The organism is Clostridium sp. YIM B02500, from assembly GCF_022324665.1.
Lineage (GTDB): Bacteria > Bacillota > Clostridia > Clostridiales > Clostridiaceae > Clostridium > Clostridium beijerinckii.
The window spans coordinates 15864-42023 of the sequence record NZ_JAKGTE010000013.1 but is presented as its reverse complement, the minus strand read 5'-3'; the positions used below and the strand labels follow the sequence as shown (position 1 = coordinate 42023).

Here is a 26160-nt window from a genome sequence, read left to right as displayed (position 1 = left end):
TAACTGATAAAAATACGTATAAAATCCGCAAGTATCAAATAAGTTGCAAGGGCTAGATTTAAACGTACTTTTTGCTTTTTTCAATTGTTAAAATAAAGCTAATCCAACACCAAATATTAAAGCACCTACAATTAAGGTTGTTACACAAAATCCCATAATATCACGAACTTTAAGACCTGCTATAGCTAAAGCTGGTAGTGCCCAGAATGGTTGCGCCATATTCATCCAAGCTTCACCATATGCGATTGCCATAGCTGCTTTCCCCATATCTGCACCAAGTGCTTGCGCAGCTGGCATTATAAATGGCCCTTGTACAACCCAATGTCCACCACCAGATGGAACAAAGAAGTTAATTATTCCTGAACTTAAAAACGCAAAAATTGGGAATGTATGAGTATTTGATATACTAACAAAGCCACTTGTAATCATTCCACCTAATCCTGACAAATCCATCATGCCTTGTATACCAGCATAGAAAGGAAATTGTACCATTATACCAGCTGTTCCTTTTGCTCCATCAACTATAGCCTGCATATAAGATACAGGACTACCATGAAGAATGATACCTGCAAAAAACATAATCATATTTACAGCGTTTACATCCATAGAACCACCATTCATGAAGTAATAAACCATATAGCAAACCCCAAGAATACCAATTAGCCATGCAATAATTCTGCTGTTTTCAACGCGTACTGCAAATGTTTTTTCAGTTATAGTATCAGTACTAGTCTCATTTGATGCCTCTGCTGCTAATAATGCTGGGTCAATCTCCACAACATCCTCATCTTTAGGCATCATCATTCTTGTCATTAAAGGTAATATTATTATTAAAGCAACAGTTATAAAGATATTGAACGGAGCAAAAATAGTATCACCTAGCGGAATTAATCCGATTGTCGCTTCCATTGGATTCCCTTTAGTCGCTGCCAGAAGTGGAATTGAACCAGATAAGCCTCCATGCCAAGTCATAAAACCAATATAGGCACACGCGATCAATAAACGATAATCTGTATGTCGCACCTTTTTGGCAACTTCTTTTGCAAGTAAAGCACCAACGATTAGACCAAATCCCCAATTAATAATATTAGCAACCGCTGCAACAAATGTAACAAGCATAATAGCTTGAGCTGGTGTTTTAGGCACTCCTGCAATCTTTTGCAGAATACGTTTAACAGGTGGTGAACTAGCCAATGCATTACCAGTGACTAAAATTAACGCCATTTGCATACCAAATGCTAGAAGATTCCAAAAGCTCTTACCCCAAAATCCTATCATATCAATTGGAGTATGGCCAGTAAATATAATACCTGAAATAAACATAATCAATGTTAAAATCATTGCAAAAACAAGTGGGTCTGGAAGAAATTTTTGAACAATAGCTGTAAAAAATTTAGATAATCCTTTTATCATTTTTTTGCCTCCCTATGTTTAATATTTAACAAACAAGCTTGCTTTGTTACTACACCTTATTTAATAAGCAAAGCATATGCCAAATTCATATTTCTAAGAATTAAAAATAACTTTTAAACAATTAATGTCGTTAAAAAACAAATTTTGCCTTATTAAGACACTTTGATGATTTTATGTTAAGAAAATTTTTTCAAAAATTAAAACATAAAAAAGCGAAAAAGTTCACACTTATATTTATTTCCAAAAATAAGTGTGAACTTTTTATACAATATCTGTGCAAAACTATGCGCACTTTCTATTTAATGTTTATTCTTCAAAAATACTTTATTACCACTGGTTAAGAATAAATTCTTGATCACTAGCTCATTTATTTTAATCTTTAGCATCTTTACGAATTAAACATTTTTCTACCTTTCTCATAAATCTACTTCTTATCAAATAAAAATAGGCAAAGTAAATTACGATATATATGTACATTGAAATCTGATATCTATATTTATCAGCATAAAGTGAAATTAAAACACCTGTATAAAGAATAATAGCTGAATATAAATTTAATTTTCCTAAATTACTTAAATACTCATCAACATCTGTAATTTCATATATCCTTTTTGTTTTCGATAATTTTTTATTAATTATAGCTTCTGGTTTTTTCAGTATGTAAAATACTCCATTAAGAGCATATATTAAAAATATTATTGAACATATAGCTAAAGTAAAAATATAAAAATTCATGACTATCTCCTTCCATATATATATTGTAATTAATTTTCTACATTCTATGTTTAATTGAGCATTTGACTTACTAGAGTTCAAGTGCAAATTTATTATTTCAGCGTATATACAGATAAACAACTTAGGAATTTTATTTATTAGATGAACATATTTACAAGGTTTCTAAAACTTTAAGTTCGTGTCTTCACTAGAAATCATAAATATATTTGTGAAGAAAACATTTGAAAATGAGCTGTTAAAGGTTCTTAGCTTTAGGTTGTTCCATTTTAGCTTGTGAAGTGAGAGTCCAAAATTTTATTTTGGTTTCTCGAACTTCCTCAGCGAATGTAATGAGTCGAGCTTCCCTATGAAAGTTGGAGCATGCTAAAGTGGATACAACCTGCTGCTTAGAACCTTCAGCGATATTTTCATAGCTTTTCGGAATCAAAATATTTATGATTTCGGTAAGTTATCACATAAATGCAGTTTTAAATTTAGGTATCTATATATTATAAAATTGCTAAATAAAAAATATCGCAAATTCATATGAATACCGCGATATTTCAATATCTATATTATTTATTATTGTTGCTTAAAATTATGCAAATCTTTCAATAAATTCATTTAATCTTTTTAAATTAGCATTTATACTTTCGATAGTAGCACTTATTTCTTCAATGGCTGCTGCTTGTTCTTCGCTTTCTGATGCTGATTCATTTACAGCTCCAATTATAGTATTTATTGACTGATTCATATTAATAACAATATCATTTATTGTTCTAGTTGATTCTTTACTTTGGCTTGCAAGCTTTCTTATTTCAGTTGATACAACATTAAATCCTTTGCCATGCTCACCAGCTCTTGCAGATTCAATAGCTGCATTTAATCCTAGTAAATTTGTTTGATCAGCGATACTTTTAATAATTTCTATAGCGTCTGATGTTTTCTTTGAAGTTTCCATAACATCTTGAGCCTGCTTTAGAGTCTTTTGTCCAGTTAGAGCAAAATTTGAGGCCGAATTAGCTAATTCACTAACACTTGTAGAAACTTGATCTAATGATTCTGATATTTCTGAAACACTATTTACCAATCTAGTAGTATCATCTAAATCAATTCCATCACTAATTGTTCCAATAATCTTCCCTTTTGAATTTCTAATAGGTATTGATATAACTTTTATTTCTTTGCCAGATACATTTGTATCACCTTTTTCAAGTCTTCCACTTCTTAAAGAATCTTTTATAACATCTAATGGTTCAGAACCAGCTCTAAGTTGCAACTGAAATCCTTTAGGATCTTCATATTCGATATATTTTTCAGTATCTGTTAATCCAAACGCTGTATCATCTCTTGATAAATCGTTAAGATATGGCAAAACAATAGAAAATGCCCTTAAAATTTCCTCGTCCGTTAAATTCTCAGTTAAATGCTCTTTATATCCCATGATAATCCCCCTCAAATATTTATATTCATCTATATTATATCTTTATAGAATTAATAATTCTACATAAGTAGTCAAATTCCTTTATTATTTTGCAAATATCAATCTATTTTCATTAATATAATTAAACAATAAACTATAAATAATATTACTTTAATCTCAAATAAATCTCTAAGTTATCTTTATAATTTGAATGTAAATAAATTATAGATTTCATCTTCTATTTAGTTTGTTAGTAAAGCTTATAATATTTTTCTATTAACCCCAAATTCTGTAACATTACACCACTGTGCCTAGCAGAATTTTATCTAAACAAAAACTACAATTTCATTTTTTTATTATATAACTTAAAATACTCACACAACAAAAATAACGCTTTATTAAGAATAAGCGAATAATATTAAATCTTGAATACCTATAAATTTTTCATCATTAAATATTCTGTGTAATATGATCCATCTTTTAATTTAAAAGAGTTGCTTCTTGTCCCATACTTTTTAAAACCAAATTCTTCATATAAGTTTATTGCCTTATAGTTATCACTTGCTACCTCTAATTCAACTTGTTCAAATCCTACTTTTTTTGCATATTTTAATATTTCAGTTAACAAAGCTTTTCCAACACCAAGATTCCAAGCTTCTTTAATAACTGCTATTCCAAAATTTGCTCTGTGTGAAACTTTAATCATATTTCCAATAATACATATACTTGAATTTCCAACAAGTTTATCATCAATAAATGCTGAAATCATTACATCCTTATTACTTTCGCTAATGTCATTGATGAATTTTTCTTCATCTTCTATAGTCATAGTAATTTCTTCTGGATACCTAAGCATATAGTCTGTTTCTGATGATGCCTTTCTTAAGTAATCAATTAATTTTTCTGCATCCTTTACATCAGGACTTCTTAATATGCATTCTTCTCCATTTTTCAATTTTACTTTTTTGTCTTCAAATATCATAATTAACAACTCCACTCATTATAACATAAGTCTGTCCAAATTTTATATAACCTTTTGAAACCTTACCATATTATAACACACATTTAAAACATCACATTAATTTACAAGAAAATCTCCTTCTCAGATTACGTATTTTTTTATAATTTCAAAAGTTATTCATAGATTTCACTCCAATATAAATTCCTATAGAATAAAATAATGGTGAAAAAGTACTACAAGAAATTTGTTTAAAAACAGATTTTATCACAGTATTTTTTCACCAAGATATCACTCTATTAAATTTTAAATAAATACTTTCATTATTGAATCTACGCTTATAAATTTTCTTATTTTAAATTAACTTTTCTGGAATGAACTTTGAAGAAATTCTCTTTATTAGAGCATAATCAAGTATTAATAGAACTCCTCCTGCTACAATCATTATAAAATTACTAAGTAATAGTACTCCTGTCATCTGACCAATTAATACAAGAATAACTGGGATTACAAGAAGCCCGCTTATTTGTTGTGCTTCCTGGAAAGTTTCTGACTTTGCTGACACCATAACTGTAAGTATCAACGATAGCAAATTAATTGCAGGTGAAAGCCAAAGTATAATTATCAGCCATTTTATATCTGGAAAGATAAGTCCGCCAAAGTATATAAAGCCACCTATATTAAATATTATGCCAATTGCTACAAACGAAATCAATGTCACAATGTATGATGGAACAAATACACCTAAAATTTTAGCTCTAAGTAATTGCTCCATGGATGTTGGAGTATAAAGCAAGGACTCTAGAGTTTTATGTTCCTTTTCTCCTACAAAACTACTAGCCCCAATAACTGCTGAACACATTATAGGTATTATAAGAAAATATGATGGAAACATGAAGTTTATAGCCACTTTTACTAGTAATTGAGCTGGAGTGTATGTTGTATATTCATAAGGTAATTTCCTTATAAGAGGAGCCATTTTTGTAATAGTGCTTGAGTCACTTCCAATAAAATTTGCACCTATGAGTATTCCAAGAGGCACTATTATTGTCAAGATAATTGGAACAATAGTCATAGGAAGAATTACTCGTTTTGAACTTACTAACTCATTTATATCTTTATATATAAGTGCTTTTTCATTACTCTTCATATTCTAATCACTCCTGATTTATAAAGACACATCATCAGATGTACCTTTTATATATTTGAAATACAGTTGTTCCAAAGACCATTTCTGCTGCATTGCCTCATAAATTTCTCCATCATCTTTCATAATGCTTTGTATTAGAGTATTTACCTCTTGGTCTCCTGAAATAGGTTTGCTATATATATCATTTCCTTCATAGATAAATCCAAATTTATCAGAAATATTCTTTCCTCTAATTTTTAACTGAAGTTTTGCATTTTTCTTTGAAACAAGTTCATCAAAGGTACCTACCCCAAGAATATTTCCATTGTTTATAAAACCATACTGAGTACATATATCTTCAGCATATTTTAATTGATGGGTACAAAGAAATATTGTAACTTCGTTTTCTTCTGCAAGTTCCTTTACAAGCTTTGTAACATTTAATGCGTTTTCTGGATCTAAACCAGATGTTGGTTCATCAAGAAATAAAATTTTGGGATTATGAACTAATGCTATAGCTAATGAAACTCTCTTTCTCATCCCTGTACTAAAAGATTTCACCTTCTTATCTTTCACCTCTAGCAGCTCCAACCTTTTTAATATAGAATCAGTACGTTCATTAAGTACATTTTCTTCAACTCCGTGCATTTTTCCAAAGAACATTAAGTTTTGTTTTGCAGTGAGATTCTCATAACAACTTGAACTTTCAGTCATAACTCCACATAATTTATGAATTTCAATATTATTTTCCAAAACAGGAATCCCTAAAATTTCAGCACGACCAGATGTTGCTGAAAGAATTCCATTAAGAATTCTAACTGTTGTAGTTTTTCCTGAACCATTAGGTCCAAGAAATCCAAATATCTGGCCTTTTGGTATACTCAAGTTTATATCATTCAAAGCATTAGTCTTTCCATCATAAGACTTGTTAAGATTCTCTATATTTATTGCATTCATTTTATTCATCCAACTTTCTCTTCAGTTTTTTAACAAGAAATTTGTACTTTTCATCTTCTCTTAATGATACAAATGCCGGATTTTCAGTAATTGCAGAGGAAAAATTTTTCTTTATTGTTGTCTCATCTACAGGAGTGCTCGTTCCAATATAGCTATTATCCTCAAGCCATTTATCAACCTTAGTAAAATATTCATTTCCTTTAAATTTCAATGGAAACTTTATTTTGCAGACAATATTTACATACTGCTCCAGAGCACATATGGCCTTTTCCTTATCTTTGTGCATTAAATAACCTTGTGCTGCAACAATATGAATTCCTAAAACATCATTTGTCAAAATCTCATTAAGATTAAAAGACTCAATGATCTGAATACCTTGAGAATAAATTTTTTCAAACAAAACTCGATCCATAATATTTATTGAAAGATAGTTGTTTAAAAGTCTTAACATGTTTATTACATTATTAAATACTAGTATTTGATTGACCTCATTTGCTTTATCTATTTCTCCCTGCATCTTGTATGCATTAATTAGCATTACATCCTCACCACTATACGGTATTAATTTATTATCCAATAATCGAATAACTTCTTCACTATTTCCTAATAACATTTGTGCCAATGCTTCCATTGTATTTGAACTCTTTATTTCAGAAATATTATCTGATTCTTCTTTTATTCTCTTGCTTAATAATATACATTTCTGAAAAATTTCATTTTTTATATCCTCAGTTTTTGCTAATATAGAATAATTTATTAATAACTGAATCATAGAAATCAAAAAAGGAAAGCAAGAATAGTATTTTTTTATTAGCTTCTCACATTTATTTATTACTTCATCAAATGGCTTTATAGCGAATTCATTTGAAAGTTCCTTATAAATCTTTTTAATATCTTCTTTTGTAAGCTGCGGGGAATATCCTAATAATTCATCAACCGAAATATTAAAGTAAGTCGCAAGCTCAGGAAGAAGTAAAATATCAGGATAACTTAATCCAGATTCCCATTTAGAAACAGATGCTTTAGAAACTCCAATATACTCTGCTAATTGCTCCTGCGTTATACCCTTCTCCTTCCTCTTATAAGCAATACATTCTCCTATATTTAACTTTTTCATATTCCTCACCTCTAATAATATTTTATGTGTTTCTACATTTTCCGTAAATGGATTCCTAGTTGATATTAGTAGAAAAAGTTAACCTACAAGAAACTTAATTACTAACTTTAAACTTCACATTTTTAGATATAAAAATACTCCCATTAAAATAACAGATTTTTATTTTTTTATCTGTTTACCTTAAAGGGAGCATATTATCTTCTTTGAATAATACGATTTTTCAGCCTTATATTTAATTTCAATAATTCACCGTTTTAGCCTTTGAGTCCATTTGCTTGTCGCTCCATATTTTCTATTACAACATCATATATCTCCCCTAAAGAAGCACAATACTCAAGTACTTGCCATGGAGTATTTGTATGGAAGTGAATCTTAATCAATTCATCATCTCCAACTGCAAGCAGAGAATCTCCCTCAATGTTTTTTGTTATATATTCATTTATTTCATCTTCTGAAAGATTCTTTCCTTCAATTAATAATTGCGTATCAAATTTATATTCAAGCATATTTTTTCTCCTCTTCCTCTTTAAATAAATGATCTTAAAAATACAATAAACTTTAAAGCATATATTTCTTATACTCTCCTTAATTTATAATATTATTAAAGATTCTAATTGGATAAGAACTTATTGCTTTATCTGAGCATACTTTTTAAGTATTGCCAATTTTCTTAGTCTAAAATTCATAATCCAAAAAATTAATATGGTAATAAACAGAATAATTGATTTAATGGAGTCTAACTTAGGAACTTGCGTAAGACATGATCCAATTACTATGATGACCGAATTTATTATGCTTACTTTTAACTGCAAATCGAAATACCTATCATTTAAAACAACAAAATTCAATTTATTAATGGTATATATAACTTTTCTTTTCTTAGAACATAGCAAGCTATAACCAAAAAAAGCTATGCCCATAATACTAAATACTATAAATTCATTCATAATGCTCCTCCTATTTATATTAATATTATTCACTTTAAAGTGCTTCTCTTTTCTACAACTATTAAGTCTCTATTCCAAAATTATTAACTTATAATCCCTTAATTTCTTTTTCAAAATAATCTCTATCTTCTTGGCTTTCAAATAAATTGAACCAATCACATATTTCTATTGCAAAGTCAATAAAAGCTGTTCCCTGAGCAGTTATTACATTTTTATCTCTCACGACTCTTTCAGAAATAAAATTTTCTCTTGGAAATGGGTCATTTTCTCCATATATATCAATATGTTTTTGTGTCCATTGATTAATAGGCGTAGTATACTTAACATTATTTAAAATTCCCGACTTTGCTAAAAAAACGGTTCCTGCTCCACATATACCTCCTACTAGTTTCCCATCTAAATATATTTTATCGATAAGCTCTATTAATTCCGGTCTTACTTCACCATACCATCCTCCAGTAATTATCAAGCCATCTACGTCATAATTTAAGACATCTTTAACTAATTTATCTGGTTCATATAAGAAACCAGAGCGTCCTTTAATCATTTTATCTTCATAAGAGATAGTAATTATTTCTTTACCTGCCTCTGAACTTAGTAAATGACTAATAAATGTAACTTCATAATCTGTCATTTCATCAAAAATTAAAAATAATATTTTACCCATATAATCCCCTTTCCTCTGCTCCTGTTCATGAACTTTCGTATAATCTTATAACTTAGAAGTATGTATTTTAAGCCAAGTACTTCTTGCATTAACATAGTCTACCACTTTTACCTCACATAAATTTTTGTGATATATAATCTACATATTAACTTATGTATTGTCACTTTCAATTTGATTTTTACATTACCATTCTTATCTTAACCTTTGGCTTACCAGAATTTTAAATATAAATTTATTACGTCAATATATATTACGAATCACATTCCTCTTTAAAAAAATATCTTTTAGATGGAAATGCAATTATGAGTCCTAACAGTGATTCTATAATATTTGGAGTATTATACGGATTGCTTGTTTTCATAGCTATAAAGAACATAGATACTGCTAAAAAAAATACATTATAAATTATGATTTCTAAGTATGCCCATTTCTTAAGCTTAAAATATCCATAGGCTATTGTTAATAGGAATATAACGCTTAATACTCTAAGAGCACCATCTAAAAAATTATATATAGGAATTGGATAAACTCCAATCTTCTCCATAATGCTTTTCATAGGTGAAATTGATATTATCATTAAGGCTGCATAAATCAAACTCATATCTCCAATAAATATCACTATCATAGGTAATTTTCTTTTCATGTTCACTTACTCCCCCATATTCTATAATAATTTACAATAAACTTCCATCACAAATAAATTATAACATATATTGTAAATGTAGTTTTATTATTAGCATATTTATAGATAACCCAACTAAAACCTGAACTTATGCATATAACTCGCCAAAGCGAATAACATACTTTTGTTCCAGTTTCTAGGTAATTATGACCCTTGTGGTTACAAAAGTATATTACTCATTTCTAGTTGGGATATATTTCATAATATAAATCTAACTTATAATTGGCTTATCTATATATGGTTCCATATTGATAACAATACATATCTACTGTTTCAATTTCATGAATACCAGAGATATTGAAATTTTATAAGTTTGAATATCATTGTGGAACACTATATATCAAATACAATCTCAAAATTATACAAAAAGATCCCAACTTCACAATATGAATTTGAGATCTTCTATCTTAACTTCTTCAATATTTTTAAGATTGCTTATAATGCGAGTATATCTTCTATAAGTAGCAACTATCAGCTATGTACATTGATAGCGGACTTGTAATATAAATACATTATATATTTATATCTTTCAGTTCTACTCCACTAACCCCTGCTTTAAAACTTCTCATAAATAAATCGAAAGTACCTTTAATTAGTTGTGCATTCTCAAACTCAGAATTTAACTTAAGTACTTCAATTGCTGCTTCGATAGTGCAGAGCTCTCCTTCTGAAGCACCTTTTCTTAAAGTATATTCTGATTTATTAATTGGATTTAATGATATTCTTGGAAGCTTCTTTAAGTAATCGCTCTTTCTTAGTATCTTCTCTGCCTCTTTCCATGTGCCATCTAATATAATAAATGCTGGAATTTTTTCTGAATCTTCACATTTAGACTTTCTTTCTACAGGTTCATCATCATCCATAGGAAATAATATATGTATTTCATAATCATCACTATTAATATATTCGATTAATTTTTCAGGAGTCCTTACTCGCTCCCAAAGAATTAACTCAGTTGATTCTAGATTCACCAATTTCAATAATCTAGCGGTATTTGAAGGCCTACTAAATTCTCTTTCTGTTGATAATATCAATATCTTTGCTTTTGTCTTTATTTTAGGTACAATATCGCAGATACAATTTATTATTGGCACCCCACATTTATTGCAACTTTCATATAACTTAGTAATTTGCTTAACTTTAAATTCAGACTCCATTTTGCCTCCATTATTAATTAGTTAGTATGTCATATCTTCTTGCTATTACTAACTGATTATAACATATGTATTCAATATATTCTTGACTGCTTTTCAAAACACTGACAATATGAATTACCAATTAATTTCTAGATTTATGTCAATATTTTATTAATAAAAAGTCGAACTTTTTAAGATGCTTGTTTGAATTATTGATTATATTTATTAAAATTTACGCATTTAATATATAATTATAAGGAATATTATCAATAATATTTATTTTATATTACAATATTACAGTCTTTATTCGAAATTTCACTCAAATACTAAACAAACTCTACCTATAAACAATATATAACAATAATTCCAAAATAATACGATAATTTATCTGTAACGGCTATATAAAAAAAATATCATATAGTCTTGTCATTTGATAACGTTTTGTCTTCCTTATATTTACTTTTTTGGTTTAAAAGATTGATTCTGTAAATTTTAGTGATAACATATATTTAATAACATATAAAAATTTAATTTTCATATAAAATTTTTAATGTTTATTAATTTTTAAATCATAAGGAGGATTAGTCATGATCAAAGACACACTAGTATCTGTAACAAAAGATTTAAAATTAAAAACAAATGTTGAAAACATTAATTTAAAGAACTACAAGGATAATTCTTCATGTTTCGGAGTATTCGAAAATGTTGAAAATGCTATAAGCAGCGCTGTACACGCACAAAAGATATTATCCCTTCATTATACAAAAGAGCAAAGAGAAAAAATCATAACTGAGATAAGAAAGGCCGCATTACAAAATAAAGAGGTCTTGGCTACAATGATTCTAGAAGAAACACATATGGGACGATATGAGGATAAAATATTAAAACATGAATTGGTAGCTAAATATACTCCTGGTACAGAAGATTTAACTACTACTGCTTGGTCAGGTGATAATGGTCTTACAGTTGTAGAAATGTCTCCATATGGTGTTATAGGTGCAATAACTCCTTCTACGAATCCAACTGAAACTGTAATATGTAATAGCATAGGCATGATAGCTGCTGGAAATGCTGTAGTATTTAACGGACATCCAGGCGCTAAAAAATGTGTTGCCTTTGCTGTCGAAATGATAAATAGAGCTATTATTTCATGTGGCGGTCCTGAGAATTTAGTAACAACTATAAAAAATCCAACTATGGAATCTCTAGATGCAATTATTAAGCATCCTTCAATAAAACTTCTTTGCGGAACTGGAGGTCCAGGAATGGTAAAAACCCTCTTAAATTCTGGTAAGAAAGCTATAGGTGCTGGTGCTGGAAATCCACCAGTTATTGTAGATGATACTGCTGATATAGAAAAGGCTGGTAGGAGCATCATTGAAGGCTGTTCTTTTGATAATAATTTACCTTGTATTGCAGAAAAAGAAGTATTTGTTTTTGAGAATGTTGCAGATGATTTAATATCTAACATGCAAAAAAATAATGCTGTAATTATAAATGAAGATCAAGTATCAAAGTTAATAGATTTAATATTACAAAAAAATAATGAAACTCAAGAATACTCTATAAACAAAAAATGGGTAGGAAAAGATGCCAAATTATTCTTAGATGAAATAGATGTTGAGTCTCCTTCAAATGTTAAATGCATAATCTGCGAAGTAAATGCAAATCATCCATTTGTCATGACAGAACTCATGATGCCAATATTACCAATTGTAAGAGTTAACGATATAGATGAAGCTATTAAATATGCAAAGATAGCAGAACAAAATAGAAAACATAGTGCCTATATTTATTCTAAAAATATAGACAACCTAAATAGATTTGAAAGAGAAATTGATACTACTATTTTTGTAAAGAATGCTAAATCTTTTGCTGGTGTTGGTTATGAAGCTGAAGGATTTACAACTTTCACTATTGCTGGATCTACTGGTGAAGGCATAACCTCTGCAAGAAATTTTACAAGACAAAGAAGATGTGTACTTGCCGGCTAACTTCTTGCTAAATTTATACATTTATTCACATAACTTTAATATGCAATGTTCCCACAAAATATTAAAAACTATTTAGAAGGGAGATATTAAAATGAATAAATTAGTAAAATTAACAGATTTAAAGCGCATTTTCAAAGATGGTATGACAATTATGGTTGGGGGTTTTTTAGATTGTGGAACTCCTGAAAATATTATAGATATGCTAGTTGATTTAAATATAAAAAATCTGACTATTATAGGCAATGATACAGCTTTTCCTAATAAAGGAATAGGAAAACTTATTGTAAATGGTCAAGTTTCTAAAGTAATTGCTTCACATATTGGAACTAATCCTGAAACTGGAAAAAAAATGAGCTCTGGTGAACTTAAAGTTGAGCTTTCCCCACAAGGAACACTGATTGAAAGAATTCGTGCAGCTGGATCTGGACTCGGAGGTGTATTAACTCCAACTGGACTTGGGACTATCGTTGAAGAAGGTAAAAAAAAAGTTACTATCGATGGCAAAGAATATCTATTAGAACTTCCTTTATCTGCTGATGTTTCATTAATAAAAGGTAGCGTTGTAGATGAATTTGGAAATACCTTCTATAGAGCTGCTACTAAAAATTTCAATCCATATATGGCAATGGCTGCAAAAACAGTTATAGTTGAAGCAGAAAATTTAGTTAAATGTGAAGATTTAAAAAGAGATGCCATAATGACTCCTGGCGTATTAGTAGATTATATCGTTAAGGAGGCGGCTTAATTGATTGTAGATAAAGTTTTAGCAAAAGAGATAATTGCCAAAAGAGTTGCAAAAGAACTAAAAAAAGACCAACTTGTAAACCTTGGAATAGGACTTCCAACTTTGGTAGCAAATTATGTACCAAAAGAAATGAACATTACTTTTGAATCAGAAAATGGCATGGTTGGTATGGCACAAATGGCCTCATCAGGTGAAAATGATCCAGATATAATAAATGCTGGTGGGGAATATGTAACATTATTACCTCAAGGTGCATTTTTTGATAGTTCAACGTCTTTCGCACTAATAAGAGGAGGACATGTTGATGTTGCTGTTCTTGGTGCTCTAGAAGTTGATGAAGAAGGTAATTTAGCTAACTGGATTGTCCCAAATAAAATTGTCCCAGGTATGGGAGGCGCCATGGATTTGGCAATAGGCGCAAAAAAAATAATAGTGGCAATGCAACATACAGGAAAAAGTAAACCTAAAATCGTTAAAAAATGTACTCTCCCACTTACTGCTAAGGCTCAGGTGGATTTAATTGTCACAGAACTTTGTGTAATTGATGTAACAAATGACGGCTTACTTTTAAAAGAAATTCATAAAGATACAACTATTGATGAAATAAAATTTTTAACAGATGCAGATTTAATTATTCCAAATAACTTAAAGATTATGGATATATGAATCATTCTATTTTAAATATATAACTTTAAAAATCTTATGTATCAAAAACTAAGAAAAGAGGTTGATTGTTTTATGTTAGAAAGTGAAGTATCTAAACAAATTACAACTCCACTTGCTGCTCCAGCGTTTCCTAGAGGACCATATAGATTTCACAATAGAGAATATCTAAACATTATTTATCGAACTGATTTAGATGCTCTTCGAAAAATAGTACCTGAACCACTTGAATTAGATGGAGCATATGTTAGATTTGAGATGATGGCTATGCCTGATACAACCGGACTAGGCTCATATACAGAATGTGGTCAAGCTATTCCAGTAAAATATAATGGTGTTAAGGGTGACTACTTGCATATGATGTATCTAGATAATGAACCTGCTATTGCTGTTGGAAGAGAAAGTAGCGCTTATCCAAAAAAGCTTGGCTATCCAAATCTATTTGTTGATTCAGACACTTTAGTTGGGACACTTAAGTATGGTACATTACCAGTAGCTACCGCAACAATGGGATATAAGCACGAGCCTCTAGATCTTAAAGAAGCCTATGCTCAAATTGCAAGACCCAATTTTATGCTAAAAATCATTCAAGGTTACGATGGTAAGCCAAGAATTTGTGAACTAATATGTGCAGAAAATACTGATATAACTATTCACGGCGCTTGGACTGGAAGTGCACGTCTACAATTATTTAGCCATGCACTAGCTCCTCTTGCTGATTTACCTGTATTAGAGATTGTATCAGCATCTCATATCCTAACAGATTTAACTCTTGGAACACCTAAGGTTGTACATGATTATCTTTCCAAAAGTTAAAAAATGATAGCAAAATTGAAACCCATATTCTAATCTCATAAATCATTAAAATATATATAAAAACGGCAGTATCTACAAAAGTACTGTCGTTTTTGCTTATATCTTATTTCTCTAGGCATTAATAATTGAAAAAACTTAAGCAATTTAAAATTAATATCTCTGCCCTTCTTGAAGTAACTTAGTGTATAAAGATCCAAAAGATACATTAACATACACATTTACAAAAACCATTCCAAAAGACATAAATACATCAAAATATTCGGGATGCCAATATTTTATAGCTACTGCCGGAGCTATTACTAATAAGCTCCATCCTATAAAACTTATATATAACCAAAATATTCCTGAAATGTGTCCATCCGTCATTTTAATACTTCTATCAATTGCTTCTTGAATGCTTATATTAGGATTATCAGCCCATATATAGTATGTCATAGAATATTTTACAGCTGCTATTATACCTGGGATTATTAATAATAGTGACCATAATAGTGTAAGAATATTTACTGCTAACGTCATTCCTAATGCTTTAAAGAACTTCTTCGTGCCAGTAAATATATCTGAAAAATTAACTTTCTCGCCTCTAACTATGTTTAATATTATACTAAAATATCCAAATGTAAATAATGCACCAAATATAATTTCTAATATCAAATTCCATATAACACTAGAATCTTGAAATAAACCTCCTATAATACCTGCACCACTGTACACTAGCGTACTTAATATTCCAATCTTCCAATTACCTTTCAAACTGTATCTTGCACTTTTTCTTATTTCTTTGCTCTCAATATCCATATATCTCCCTCTAAACTTCTCTCAAATTAATAATAAACTAGACCTTTTATCAATCTCCATAAAATATTTTTCTACTAATTTACTATTGATTAAGTTCAAATTTAATTATTTCTAGTGCTACTAATACTAGTACATATTCTGAAACTTTGTATAAAATATCATATTCCTAATTTCACGCAATGTGATATATAAATTTCAATCTAATTATACTTTTGTAAATACAAGACTGTAAGTTTTTAGAATCATGTCCTTTTTAAAATATAATTTCCAATCTTAAAACCATAGTTACTGTAGAAAGGTAAAGCTTCATCATTGGCATATACCACATTAATTTCAATATCTCTTATGGCGTTAGATTTCCCCCTCCACTACTCAATTAATATTTAATACAAACTAACATGCTATATAAACAAATTATAACAGTATTGTAAATAGTGGTAAATCCATTCTCTGGTTAATTAATGATAATTTAAGATTATTTTTCTTCATTATGTAAAAGTCTTATTAAATTATCTTTATGTTTATATATCATTAAAATACATGCTATTAAACTACTTATTATTATTGAAATAGGTGATTTCATAATTATACACATTAAAGGTATTGTTATCCCTATTGCAATTGACCTTATAGAAACTATACTTGTAAATAAACGTAATATAAAATGAACTGCAACTCCAGCTAATGTTGGAATTGGTACAATTACAAAGAATGCACCAATAGTTGTATTAACCCCCTTCCCCCCATTAAATCCTAGGAATGGAGTAAAATCGTGTCCCAAAATTACCGCTATAGCAATGATCGAAAGATAAGTATCCATTGATATTTGTAGTTCAAAAATCTTTGCTAAACAAATTCCTAAAGCTACAGGAATTATACCTTTTGAAATATCTACTATTTGTGTAATAATAGATATTTTACGTCCTGCTACTCTATTAACATTGGTAGATCCTATATTCCCGCTACCTTTGGTCCTTATATCAATTCCGTGCAACTTTTTGATAATTAAGTATCCTGTCGGAATTGAACCACATAAAAAAGATACTATAATTGATAAAATAATAATCATATATTCTCCCTAACTATTGAAGCAAAATTAAACTTCAAATATACTTTCTTTTTAATTTTCTAAAATAAATATTATTAAAATCTACTTTAAAAAATATATTCCTAAATTATAACACACTTCTTTTTGATTAAATAATATTGAAGAATTTAATTGTTCTTATATAGTAAGAATACTATGAAGTTAGTATTGGATTTAATATGATAGGATTAACAATTGCATTAATATTATTCATAAAATTAATAGACAAATCCAAAATTATATTTTGTTAACAAGCCATATTCCTATGCACACAAATATAAGAGCAATTATATTTTTAAATTCTAAAATAGTTTCGCCTAGAAAAATTGCAGAAAGTATAGAACCGAAAATAGGAGTTAGAAAATTATAAACCGATATCGGTCCGACCTTATTATATTTTAATAGCATATTCCATAATGTAAATGCAACTGATGATAGTAAAGCTAGATAAATTAATATTAGTGAAGATAGTAATGAAAAACTATATACTTGTCCACCAGAAAGCCATCCTAGTAATACTAACAGGATTCCTCCAATGAAAAGACTATGTCCCGTTATAATCATAACATCTAAGTCTTCAGTAAGTTTCTTTGAATAAATAGCTGTAACTGAAAAAACAAGAGCTGCAATTATAACAAATCCATCCCCATTTAAAGTGAAAGAAAATTCCAAAAACTCAGTATTGAAATTTGCTATTATAACTCCTATAAAACCTATGACACATCCAATACTCTTTTTCTTTGTCAATTTATCATTCGCATATATATAATGGGCTAATATAACACTAAAAAATGCTACTGTAGAATTCATTATTGATCCTTTAACACCTGTAGTATTAGCTAATCCTATATAAAAAAAGATATATTGTAGCGTTGTTTGGCTTATTCCTAAAATAAATAATCTAGAAATGTTTCTTTTAGAAATGTTAAATACAGTTTTTCCATATAATTTAGCAATGATAAATATAAATATTCCTGCTAATATAAATCTATACCCTGCAAATAAAAGCTTTGATGGAATATCATTAGAATTTATATTAAATAATAAATATCCATTCTTTATTGCTGGATAAGCACTCCCCCATAATAAACAACATAAGGTTGCAATAATAGCAACAAATTTCCCATTTGTATAAATTTTTTTGTTAGCCAAAAAGTCCCACTCCTTCTATGTAATATTTCTATTTAATTATATTATCACTCTATAAATTAGTAAAATTAATGTTTATAATAATTAATATGAATATTTTTCATGAAAGAAGGTTTTAATATGACACTTCAACAATTTGAAGTTTTTGTTCAAGTATCTAAAACAGGCAGCTTTACAAAGGCAGGGCAAAAATTATCCCTTACTCAATCAGCTATTAGCCATGTTATATCTTCATTTGAGAATGAACTTGGTTTTACACTTTTATATAGAAATCGTAGTGGGATAAGTCTGACAGCTGAAGGAAAAAGAATATTTGAATATGCTTTAGATATTTTAAATAAGACTGAATTAATAAAACAAGAAGCTAGATCTATATTAGGTATTGAATCTGGAATATTAAAGGTGGGCTGTTTTCCAAGTGCTTCTTCTAAGATATTACCTGATATAATTTTAAATTATCAAAAGAGATATCCTAACATAGATTTGGAAATTTTTGAAGGCACTTATACTGAAATTGAAAAATGGATTTCTGACGGAACAATAGATTTGGGTTTTTCTGCGATTTGCCCTAAGGGACTAGAATTTGTTCCTTTGTGGAAAGATGATTTAATTGTTGTTACAAATAAAGAGAATCCTTTAGGTTTAAAAGAAACAATTTCTATTAAAGAAATTGAATTACAGCCATTCATAATGCCGAAGTCTGGATGTGATTTACTTATTAAAGACATTTTTAAAGAAAATGATATTTATCCTAATATAAAGTTTGAAATTGAAGATAATAACGCTATTTTAGCTATGGTTAATAAAGGGATAGGAATATCAATAGTTCCTAAAATGGCATTGAATTTTAATACTTTTAAATTAGAGATTATAAAATTAACTCCTGAATATTCCAGGACAATCGGTATTTTGATTAAATCATTTAATACGGCATCTCCAGCTGCTTTGTCTTTTATCCAAATAGTAAAGGAAATTTCTTATACTTAGTCTATTTTCTTCGTAAGTAAATAGGCTTATAACGCACTTTTGACAACTAAATACAATGCTAATTAATTATAGTTATTAACTTATATCTAAATTAATCTCTTATAATTCCGATTTTACCTTCTCCTGAAATTCCTATCATCATTCATTGACATAATTATCCTCCCCTGATACAATATAGGTTATCAAATTGCGCAATTGTAAAAAATATTTCTAGGAGGTGTGTTTATGAATTTCGGAAAGATTTTGAATGAAACTTTAGAATTCAGTGCTCAATTAGATATTTTACATAAGCATATTACTAAAAATGATCTTCAAGTTCAAAAAAGTGATTCCTTTGATAAGCAATGCTTTTTGTTAGAACGCTATATTGGGGAAAATTGCTTTCAATCTACTCATAAAAAAATGAATACCGTCAACATTCTATCAGGAATTTTTGCCTTTCCAGTTCTTCTTATAATTTTAGCAGCTTATATATATGGTAAGTGGATTGATGAAAAATTCAACATATTTGAATTCTTTCTAAATAATCCTATATTATATATAATACCTGCTATTTTAATTATTATTACTTTAGTACTTGCTATTTATCATTCTATATTGCGTAAGAATCTTTACTATAACATTTATCCTGAATTGAAAAGAAAGCTCACGATAGAAGAAATAACATTTTAACAAAATAAATTATATTTTTATGAAATTTATTTATTAGCATATATTTATAAAATTCACGCCAATATTCTTTATGATTATTGGCGTATTATAATATTCCATCTCCTCAAGTAAAAATAGAAAATATCTAGTTCTTAACTAATTTCTATTGTAATTAATTCTAACATAAATAGTAAATATCACATTACCCATTTATTATTTTGAATAATGTGATATTTAAAATTCTTATTTATTTTTTTAAGAGTTATCTTAATCTATAAAGTAAACTTTACTCAACAAACTCCTTAAAACCTTCAGAATACTTTGTTGGTTGGAATTCTATTACATCATAATTAGCAACTCCATTTTTATAAAATGGATCTTCACTAATAATCTCATTTACCTCTTCTTTATTTTTTGCAATGCATAAAATTATTCCACCATCTCTAGGATTTTTTCTCCCTGAACAGATAAAATTGTTGCTAGCATAGTATTGGTTTAAGAACGTAATATGATCTTCCAAATACTTTTCAACCTCTTCTAGTGGTTTAACATAAGTTAAATTTACTATAAACATTTTCTTTCCCCCAAGTCTAAATTACAATTTGTTTTATAAATTATAACATACTTGTAAATATCGCACTATTAACTTTTCAAATTACATTATTTAAACTTCTACCTGCACATTTGTTTTATTATTGCAAAAAAATATAGTAAACTCTACAAATTAGAAATTGCCTTGCTCAACTGACAAGTTAATTATGTCTTCTTCTGTAATCTTACGTAATACTCTGCAAGGATTACCTACTGCAATTACCCCCGCTGGAATATCTTTATTTACTACGCTTCCTGCCCCAATAATGCTGCCTTTTCCTATAGTAACTCCACCGCATACAGTTGAATTAGCACCAATCCATACGTCATCTTCTATTGTAATAGGTTTTGATGTTCCAATCCCTTCTGCCCTTTGTGTTGAAAATACGGCATGTCCCGAGCAAGCCAAACAAACTCCAGGAGCTATAAATGCATTTGCACCAATGTAGACTGGCGATGTATCCAATATTACACAATTATAATTAATCACAGCAAGCCCATGGGTATGTATATTAAAACCATAATCGCAACGAAATGACGGCTCAATAAATGTTAGCGGATGGCAAGTTCCAAGCAATTCTTTTAAAATATTACTTCTCTTTTCTTTTTCTGATGGTCTAGTCTGATTATATTCCCAGCATAATTCTTTCGCTTTTAGTTGTAACTCTGATGGCATATCTGTGTGCTTTGAGCAATATCCTCTATTTTGTTTCATAATTTCTTTAAAATCCATTATTTTAATTCCTTTCAAATTATGATTTATCTTTTATTTAATTGTAGCATATTTTATAAATTCCAAATTGTTCAGTTCTAAAATCAGATAAAAAATGGTAGCTAGTCAATGCATATAGCTTACTTTCCTTGAAGCCTAAATTGCAATTTATCTAACAAATCACCAATTAATCAACAGATAAATTCCATTCTTATAAATTTACCGTACCCAATAGGGGTATCTTTTATATATATTTCCTTTACTATAAATCCTGCTCTTTTATAGCATTTAATTGCCCGCTCGTTAAAAGATCGCACCTCTAAAGCAACTATTTTGCTTGGATATAAATTAGCACATTGCTGTTTTACTATCTCCATTAATGTTTCTCCTAATCTTTGTCCACATAGAGATGGTTTTAATCCAACTCCAACAAGAATACATTCATTTTTCTCTTGTAGCCTTATATAACCACATAATTTATATTCCTCATCAATTACAGCAAAAAATTCTTTTTTTCTTTTCTCTTCTATTGTTATAGCCCATTTATTATCAAGTACTTTAGTCCACGAAGGATAATTATATATAGAATATTCCCCCTCATATTTCCAATTACAAATTTCTTTTGCATGTAATTCTGTAAGTTCTTCCAATATCAATCTCATTTCATATACCTCTATCCCACTCACCCTATTATAGTATGACGTATAAAAAAAATTCCAAATACAATCTCTTTAACAATGCGAAGCAAAATAACTTCCAAATTATGCTGATAATTAATATTATAGTTTCTATATACATTTATTTTAATCTACTAATCATTTCATGAATTGAGTCATCAACTTTAGTACATAAGCTGTTAGTATTTGAACCAATAAAATATCCATTTTCACATTCATAATAACTAATAATATACTGTAGAGCTGGGAACTCCTTTGGTGTTAACAACAGAGAATACGTTGTTACTTTATCGCTTGTTACGCCCATGTTGGAATTTCCATTTGAAGAAGCAATTTTGTAAACATAAGATACTATTTCTTCATTTTCAATAGTTGTATCCATCACTTTTTTTAGACCATCGTCTATAGTATAGTTATATTTTATTAGCTGAAATTTGTTTGAAAAATTGAAATACCTATAATCAAGATTGGTATAAACATTTTTTGAAAGATAGAAACTTACATCACAATTAGCATAGTCATAATATATCCAATCCTTTACATCAAGTCCACTAATCGAGTAGACCTTACTACCATTAATATTTGCTATATTAGTAGAATACTCACTTTTAAGCCTGCTATTACTATCAAAATAACTTTGATTTACTTGAAAGTTTCTTATCGCTGAATATTGCTGATTATTAAATTCAATAATTTTCTTATCTTTATTTTCATTTCTATAAACGATAAAAAAAATAGAAATAAATAAGATAAAAGTTAATATTGTTAAGAAAATAAACTTAAACTTAATCCCCATATTTTCACACATCCCCTTTTAAAAAAGCAGTAAATAATTTTAGTTTAACAATACTTTCCTATACCGAATCAATTATAACATTATTAGTAACATCGTATTATTCAATAAAAAAAACATATTTTATATCAATTGCTACATCAAATCTACACATAAAATATAAAAAATGCCCCATTCTTCTCTTCAACTAATGCGACATCTAAATCTAATGTATATTTTGTTTTTATTAATATAAGAAAACTATAACGCAATATTTTTCTGAATCACTTCTTCCACTTTTGCTTTATATTCTTCATTTATTGTAAACTCAAGACTTGAATTAATTTTTAAAAAACTGCTAACTTTAAATTCAATTGTATTTGGTGTTGTCCAATTATAACTCCTAATCTTAGACCACTTATAAAAATATCCCGACTTATATATTCCATTTTCTCTTATTTCTGAACTTCTTAATGATTTTATTATATTAGAGATTGAAAATTCTATCCAAAATATATTAGTAAAAACACTCTCAATAATATTATCATTTTCATATCTAACATAAAGTTCTGCATCTTTCAATGATAATAGACACCAAACTATTAATAATACCACCCAAAGAATAGCCAATCCTATTCCTTTATTTACTTTTACAATATTTCTACCATGAGTATATGATGTATATAAATCTTTTAATAACATCCATGTTCCAATTATAAATAGTAATATGCTAAGAATTGAAAATCCATAAAACTTACTCAAGTGATACACCCCATCGCTTAAAATTAAACATTATTAATTTATTATAACATATATTGTAAATATTTCTTTATTATAAATTTTTTTGTTTGAGTTTATGGTGTAATTTTGTAAAAAAGTATTTAGGAGAAGAGCTATGTCAAATATTAAAGTAATTTTTATAGTACTTTTGAATGTATTTATTATTTCACTTGATTTAATAACAGATTACAATAAGAGCAGATATTTTATCTTCATATTTCCATTTCTTGGAGAAATCAATTATAAATATGTATTTTTAAATTCCAAATTAACTAATAACCAAAAATTCTTTGCTCAATTCTCTATTATAGGTGCTTTTATATTCGCTGTTATTTACATTTCTTATTTCATGGAATTTTAGTATTGTATAGAAAAAAATCGCAAATTCAATTATTTGAACAGCTGCCCTTCAAGTAACATATTTTTTATTTGTCTATCTTAAAGGAAACATATCAACTTTTGAATAATGCGATTTTTTAATTTTCTATTTATTTTTAGTTATTTATAGCTTATGAAAAATATGACAGAACTGGATTTAAAACTATTATGCATAAAACTTACAAACTTGGAATCTGATAAACTTCAAATAAGGCTCTTTTGCATAACTATTTTTTCTTAACAGGAATCCAGATTTCGCTGTAGTAATTCTCATCTTGATTACCCTTAGGATAATCAGCTATATCAGTGTACATTTCAATATTATAACCTGCTGCAATTTCATAATCCTTGCAATTAGGCAACCATTCTGAGAAGATTTTTCTGTTCATATCTTGCAACGATTTTGGCATCGCGCCCTTGCAAGCAAAAACAGCCCATGTGTGTTTAGGAATAATCTTTGTAACAAAACCATTAGGTATTTCAATGGATAGATTATAATTATCTGCAATCAAATATTCAAACTCATCTGATCCCATGCTCTCATCTATGGATATTCCATACATTCCACACACAAATTTTCCCTTCCCAGCTTCATAATGCTCTGTCCAAAACGGTGGAATTTCTGCAAATGCATTCTCATACTTAAACACCTTTGATACGCCCATGACCGTAAACGAATCTTTTTCAACAATTTTGTAATCCATAATATAACCGCCTTCCAATAAAAACTTGATTTTCAGCGGAGCAAATGATTTAATCATCGCCCCATCTTTTCTAACAGCAGTAGGTGTGACACCATGAAATCGAGTAAAAGCTTTTGTGAAACTATCTGGTGATGCATATCCATATTTCAATGCAATATCAATAATTTTTTCATCAGTAGAAACGAGGTCACTGCCAGCAAGAGTAAGCCTGCGTTGTCTGATATACTCTCCAACCGTAAACCCACAAAGCATTGCAAAGCCTTTCTGGAAATAGAATGGAGACATAAATGTTTTTTCTGCAATATTTTTTATTGTGATTTCTTCAGTGATATTCTCCTCAATATAGCTGATAGCTTCACCAATTCCTTCAATCCATTTCATAATTATCCCCCTGTCTGTACATATATCTTATCTCTTTTCAAACGGTTATTCCCGACTTTTTGTGTTATGTTTTGTCGTTCTGGAAATATCATCCTTTAACTCTTTTTTACTTATATATAACAATTACTTTCACTTATGCTCTTTATATCAATCATTTTCTAAAAACATTCCCTTGTTCACGAATATCATTTGATAAATTTTACAGATATATTTTGGGTTCCTTTATAATTCTGTTTTTCATTGTTAACACTTTTGAAACTAGTAATTTGGGTTTATAAATAATTTTTCTTGCCTTTTTATGGCACCTTTTAACACAGCAAAAGCAACGTAAACATTGTTTTTCATCTATTTCTAAAGTTCCTTTGTCAATTGCACTCACAGGACATAGTTTTACACATATATTACAATGACTGCATTTGCTCATATCTGCAAAAGGAGTCTTTGTAAATAATCTGGCACTATTTTTAGGTACTATCTTCGCCATTAATGGTAACTTTCCTTGAGGAATTGTAAATGAAACATCCTTCAAACTATTTATATTTTCCATTTTTTTAATTATATTTTTTCCAAATTCTTCAGCCTTATTTAGATCATCATTGTTAGGGCGATTTTGTGCAATAGGTAGTTCTTCTGTGGAAAATGAATGTTCTCCTATAAACGAACCTGCTGCTACCACCTTAAAACCCGACTTTCGAGCTATAGAATCTAGTTGATTTAAGACTATACCATCGCCAATATTTCCATAAACACTAACTAACACAACTGGGCTCCCATTCCCTTTTAAGTTGGCTAGAAAAGGATATACTATTTCAGGAATTTTTTCCTCATAAACAGGAACTCCAATTAATACTATTTCTCCATCAATTAAAGAAATGTTATTATCGCTTCTTGCTTTAGGTAATGTTAAATCAACAATTCTATCATTAACTATTCCCATTCCTTTTACGATTGAATTGATAATCTTTTTAGTTGTACCTGTTGGTGAAAAATATATTGTTGTTACTGAGCTAATTAACATAGTTATTCAACCCCATATTTACTTAATATAATTATTACACAATAATTTGCTACCTCGTTCCATTTGTCTGCCAGTCAATCTTCTGTTTTTATCATAAACATCCCACAGTTCCAT

Annotated in this window: 29 protein-coding genes; 7 read left to right on the top strand and 22 right to left on the bottom strand. The window is 28.8% G+C overall.

Annotated elements, in window-relative coordinates; all coding sequences use genetic code 11:
- Positions 1 to 87 precede the first annotated feature (87 nt).
- The 12 genes from L1S46_RS12595 to L1S46_RS12540 all read right to left on the bottom strand — a co-directional run bounded on the left by L1S46_RS12595 (position 88) and on the right by L1S46_RS12540 (position 11164).
- Positions 88 to 1413, bottom strand: a complete 1326-nt coding sequence (locus tag L1S46_RS12595; protein ID WP_238900161.1) for a TIGR00366 family protein — start codon at positions 1411 to 1413, stop codon at positions 88 to 90.
- A 372-nt stretch (positions 1414 to 1785) separates the two neighbouring features.
- Positions 1786 to 2148, bottom strand: coding sequence for a hypothetical protein (locus tag L1S46_RS12590; RefSeq protein ID WP_238859702.1), 363 nt, complete (start codon positions 2146 to 2148; stop codon positions 1786 to 1788).
- A 577-nt stretch (positions 2149 to 2725) separates the two neighbouring features.
- Complete coding sequence (locus L1S46_RS12585) at positions 2726 to 3571, bottom strand: methyl-accepting chemotaxis protein (protein ID WP_012059987.1); 846 nt, start codon at positions 3569 to 3571, stop codon at positions 2726 to 2728.
- A gap of 412 nt (positions 3572 to 3983) precedes the next feature.
- The gene (locus tag L1S46_RS12580; protein WP_238859700.1) at positions 3984 to 4532 is read right to left on the bottom strand and encodes a GNAT family N-acetyltransferase; all 549 of its coding nucleotides are present in this window, start codon (positions 4530 to 4532) and stop codon (positions 3984 to 3986) included.
- A 331-nt stretch (positions 4533 to 4863) separates the two neighbouring features.
- Positions 4864 to 5658: an ABC transporter permease subunit gene (locus tag L1S46_RS12575; protein WP_238859698.1), complete on the bottom strand. Its 795-nt coding sequence runs from the start codon at positions 5656 to 5658 to the stop codon at positions 4864 to 4866.
- A gap of 18 nt (positions 5659 to 5676) precedes the next feature.
- The gene (locus tag L1S46_RS12570; protein ID WP_238900227.1) at positions 5677 to 6594 is read right to left on the bottom strand and encodes an ABC transporter ATP-binding protein; all 918 of its coding nucleotides are present in this window, start codon (positions 6592 to 6594) and stop codon (positions 5677 to 5679) included.
- Between the two features lies 1 nt (position 6595).
- Entirely contained in the window at positions 6596 to 7711 is a 1116-nt protein-coding gene (locus tag L1S46_RS12565; protein WP_238900160.1) for a transcriptional regulator, read from the bottom strand.
- A 254-nt stretch (positions 7712 to 7965) separates the two neighbouring features.
- Positions 7966 to 8217: a dihydroxyacetone kinase gene (locus tag L1S46_RS12560; protein ID WP_038457840.1), complete on the bottom strand. Its 252-nt coding sequence runs from the start codon at positions 8215 to 8217 to the stop codon at positions 7966 to 7968.
- Between the two features lie 120 nt (positions 8218 to 8337).
- Positions 8338 to 8658, bottom strand: a complete 321-nt coding sequence (locus L1S46_RS12555; protein ID WP_238900159.1) for a hypothetical protein — start codon at positions 8656 to 8658, stop codon at positions 8338 to 8340.
- Positions 8659 to 8746: 88 nt separating this feature from the next.
- The gene (locus tag L1S46_RS12550) at positions 8747 to 9325 is read right to left on the bottom strand and encodes a DJ-1/PfpI family protein (protein WP_238900158.1); all 579 of its coding nucleotides are present in this window, start codon (positions 9323 to 9325) and stop codon (positions 8747 to 8749) included.
- A gap of 250 nt (positions 9326 to 9575) precedes the next feature.
- Positions 9576 to 9968: a hypothetical protein gene (locus L1S46_RS12545; RefSeq protein ID WP_077831596.1), complete on the bottom strand. Its 393-nt coding sequence runs from the start codon at positions 9966 to 9968 to the stop codon at positions 9576 to 9578.
- A gap of 551 nt (positions 9969 to 10519) precedes the next feature.
- Positions 10520 to 11164 (bottom strand): tRNA-uridine aminocarboxypropyltransferase, encoded by a 645-nt coding sequence (locus L1S46_RS12540; RefSeq protein WP_238900157.1) that lies wholly within the window; start codon positions 11162 to 11164, stop codon positions 10520 to 10522.
- Positions 11165 to 11730: 566 nt separating this feature from the next.
- Between L1S46_RS12540 and L1S46_RS12535 the strand changes: the two genes are divergently transcribed.
- The 4 genes from L1S46_RS12535 to L1S46_RS12520 all read left to right on the top strand — a co-directional run bounded on the left by L1S46_RS12535 (position 11731) and on the right by L1S46_RS12520 (position 15361).
- The gene (locus tag L1S46_RS12535) at positions 11731 to 13137 is read left to right on the top strand and encodes an aldehyde dehydrogenase family protein (protein ID WP_238900156.1); all 1407 of its coding nucleotides are present in this window, start codon (positions 11731 to 11733) and stop codon (positions 13135 to 13137) included.
- Positions 13138 to 13228: 91 nt separating this feature from the next.
- Complete coding sequence (locus L1S46_RS12530) at positions 13229 to 13882, top strand: 3-oxoacid CoA-transferase subunit A (RefSeq protein WP_238900155.1); 654 nt, start codon at positions 13229 to 13231, stop codon at positions 13880 to 13882.
- A complete protein-coding gene (locus tag L1S46_RS12525) occupies positions 13883 to 14548 on the top strand; it encodes a 3-oxoacid CoA-transferase subunit B (protein WP_238900154.1) in 666 nt (221 codons plus the stop codon).
- A gap of 72 nt (positions 14549 to 14620) precedes the next feature.
- Positions 14621 to 15361: an acetoacetate decarboxylase gene (locus L1S46_RS12520; RefSeq protein WP_238900153.1), complete on the top strand. Its 741-nt coding sequence runs from the start codon at positions 14621 to 14623 to the stop codon at positions 15359 to 15361.
- 150 nt (positions 15362 to 15511) lie between these two features.
- On the opposite strand, the gene L1S46_RS12515 is transcribed toward L1S46_RS12520, so the two are convergent.
- The 3 genes from L1S46_RS12515 to L1S46_RS12505 form a co-directional block, all read right to left on the bottom strand.
- Positions 15512 to 16159 carry a DUF975 family protein gene (locus L1S46_RS12515; RefSeq protein ID WP_238900152.1) on the bottom strand — a complete coding sequence of 216 codons (648 nt, stop codon included), beginning with the start codon at positions 16157 to 16159 and terminating at the stop codon, positions 15512 to 15514.
- Positions 16160 to 16634: 475 nt separating this feature from the next.
- Entirely contained in the window at positions 16635 to 17228 is a 594-nt protein-coding gene (gene plsY / locus L1S46_RS12510) for a glycerol-3-phosphate 1-O-acyltransferase PlsY (RefSeq protein WP_238900151.1), read from the bottom strand.
- 255 nt (positions 17229 to 17483) lie between these two features.
- Positions 17484 to 18398 carry a DMT family transporter gene (locus tag L1S46_RS12505; RefSeq protein WP_238900150.1) on the bottom strand — a complete coding sequence of 305 codons (915 nt, stop codon included), beginning with the start codon at positions 18396 to 18398 and terminating at the stop codon, positions 17484 to 17486.
- Positions 18399 to 18515: 117 nt separating this feature from the next.
- Here L1S46_RS12505 and L1S46_RS12500 point away from each other — a divergent pair, with 117 nt between their 5' ends.
- The gene (locus L1S46_RS12500; protein ID WP_238900149.1) at positions 18516 to 19382 is read left to right on the top strand and encodes a LysR family transcriptional regulator; all 867 of its coding nucleotides are present in this window, start codon (positions 18516 to 18518) and stop codon (positions 19380 to 19382) included.
- Positions 19383 to 19607: 225 nt separating this feature from the next.
- Positions 19608 to 20054, top strand: a complete 447-nt coding sequence (locus L1S46_RS12495; protein WP_238900148.1) for a DUF6097 family protein — start codon at positions 19608 to 19610, stop codon at positions 20052 to 20054.
- 265 nt (positions 20055 to 20319) lie between these two features.
- Here L1S46_RS12495 and L1S46_RS12490 read toward each other — a convergent pair whose 3' ends face one another.
- The 5 genes from L1S46_RS12490 to L1S46_RS12470 all read right to left on the bottom strand — a co-directional run bounded on the left by L1S46_RS12490 (position 20320) and on the right by L1S46_RS12470 (position 23556).
- Positions 20320 to 20607, bottom strand: coding sequence for a YciI family protein (locus L1S46_RS12490; protein ID WP_238900147.1), 288 nt, complete (start codon positions 20605 to 20607; stop codon positions 20320 to 20322).
- 150 nt (positions 20608 to 20757) lie between these two features.
- Positions 20758 to 21357 carry a sugar O-acetyltransferase gene (locus tag L1S46_RS12485; RefSeq protein ID WP_238900146.1) on the bottom strand — a complete coding sequence of 200 codons (600 nt, stop codon included), beginning with the start codon at positions 21355 to 21357 and terminating at the stop codon, positions 20758 to 20760.
- 170 nt (positions 21358 to 21527) lie between these two features.
- A complete protein-coding gene (locus tag L1S46_RS12480) occupies positions 21528 to 21998 on the bottom strand; it encodes a GNAT family N-acetyltransferase (RefSeq protein WP_238900145.1) in 471 nt (156 codons plus the stop codon).
- Between the two features lie 136 nt (positions 21999 to 22134).
- Positions 22135 to 22809, bottom strand: coding sequence for a hypothetical protein (locus tag L1S46_RS12475; RefSeq protein WP_238900144.1), 675 nt, complete (start codon positions 22807 to 22809; stop codon positions 22135 to 22137).
- A gap of 237 nt (positions 22810 to 23046) precedes the next feature.
- A complete protein-coding gene (locus L1S46_RS12470; protein ID WP_238900143.1) occupies positions 23047 to 23556 on the bottom strand; it encodes a DUF5673 domain-containing protein in 510 nt (169 codons plus the stop codon).
- Between the two features lie 124 nt (positions 23557 to 23680).
- Between L1S46_RS12470 and L1S46_RS12465 the strand changes: the two genes are divergently transcribed.
- Positions 23681 to 23926, top strand: a complete 246-nt coding sequence (locus L1S46_RS12465; RefSeq protein WP_238900142.1) for a hypothetical protein — start codon at positions 23681 to 23683, stop codon at positions 23924 to 23926.
- Between the two features lie 244 nt (positions 23927 to 24170).
- Here L1S46_RS12465 and L1S46_RS12460 read toward each other — a convergent pair whose 3' ends face one another.
- Complete coding sequence (locus L1S46_RS12460; protein ID WP_238900141.1) at positions 24171 to 25028, bottom strand: AraC family transcriptional regulator; 858 nt, start codon at positions 25026 to 25028, stop codon at positions 24171 to 24173.
- Between the two features lie 199 nt (positions 25029 to 25227).
- Positions 25228 to 26046: an EFR1 family ferrodoxin gene (locus L1S46_RS12455; RefSeq protein WP_238900140.1), complete on the bottom strand. Its 819-nt coding sequence runs from the start codon at positions 26044 to 26046 to the stop codon at positions 25228 to 25230.
- Positions 26047 to 26160: the final 114 nt, after the last annotated feature.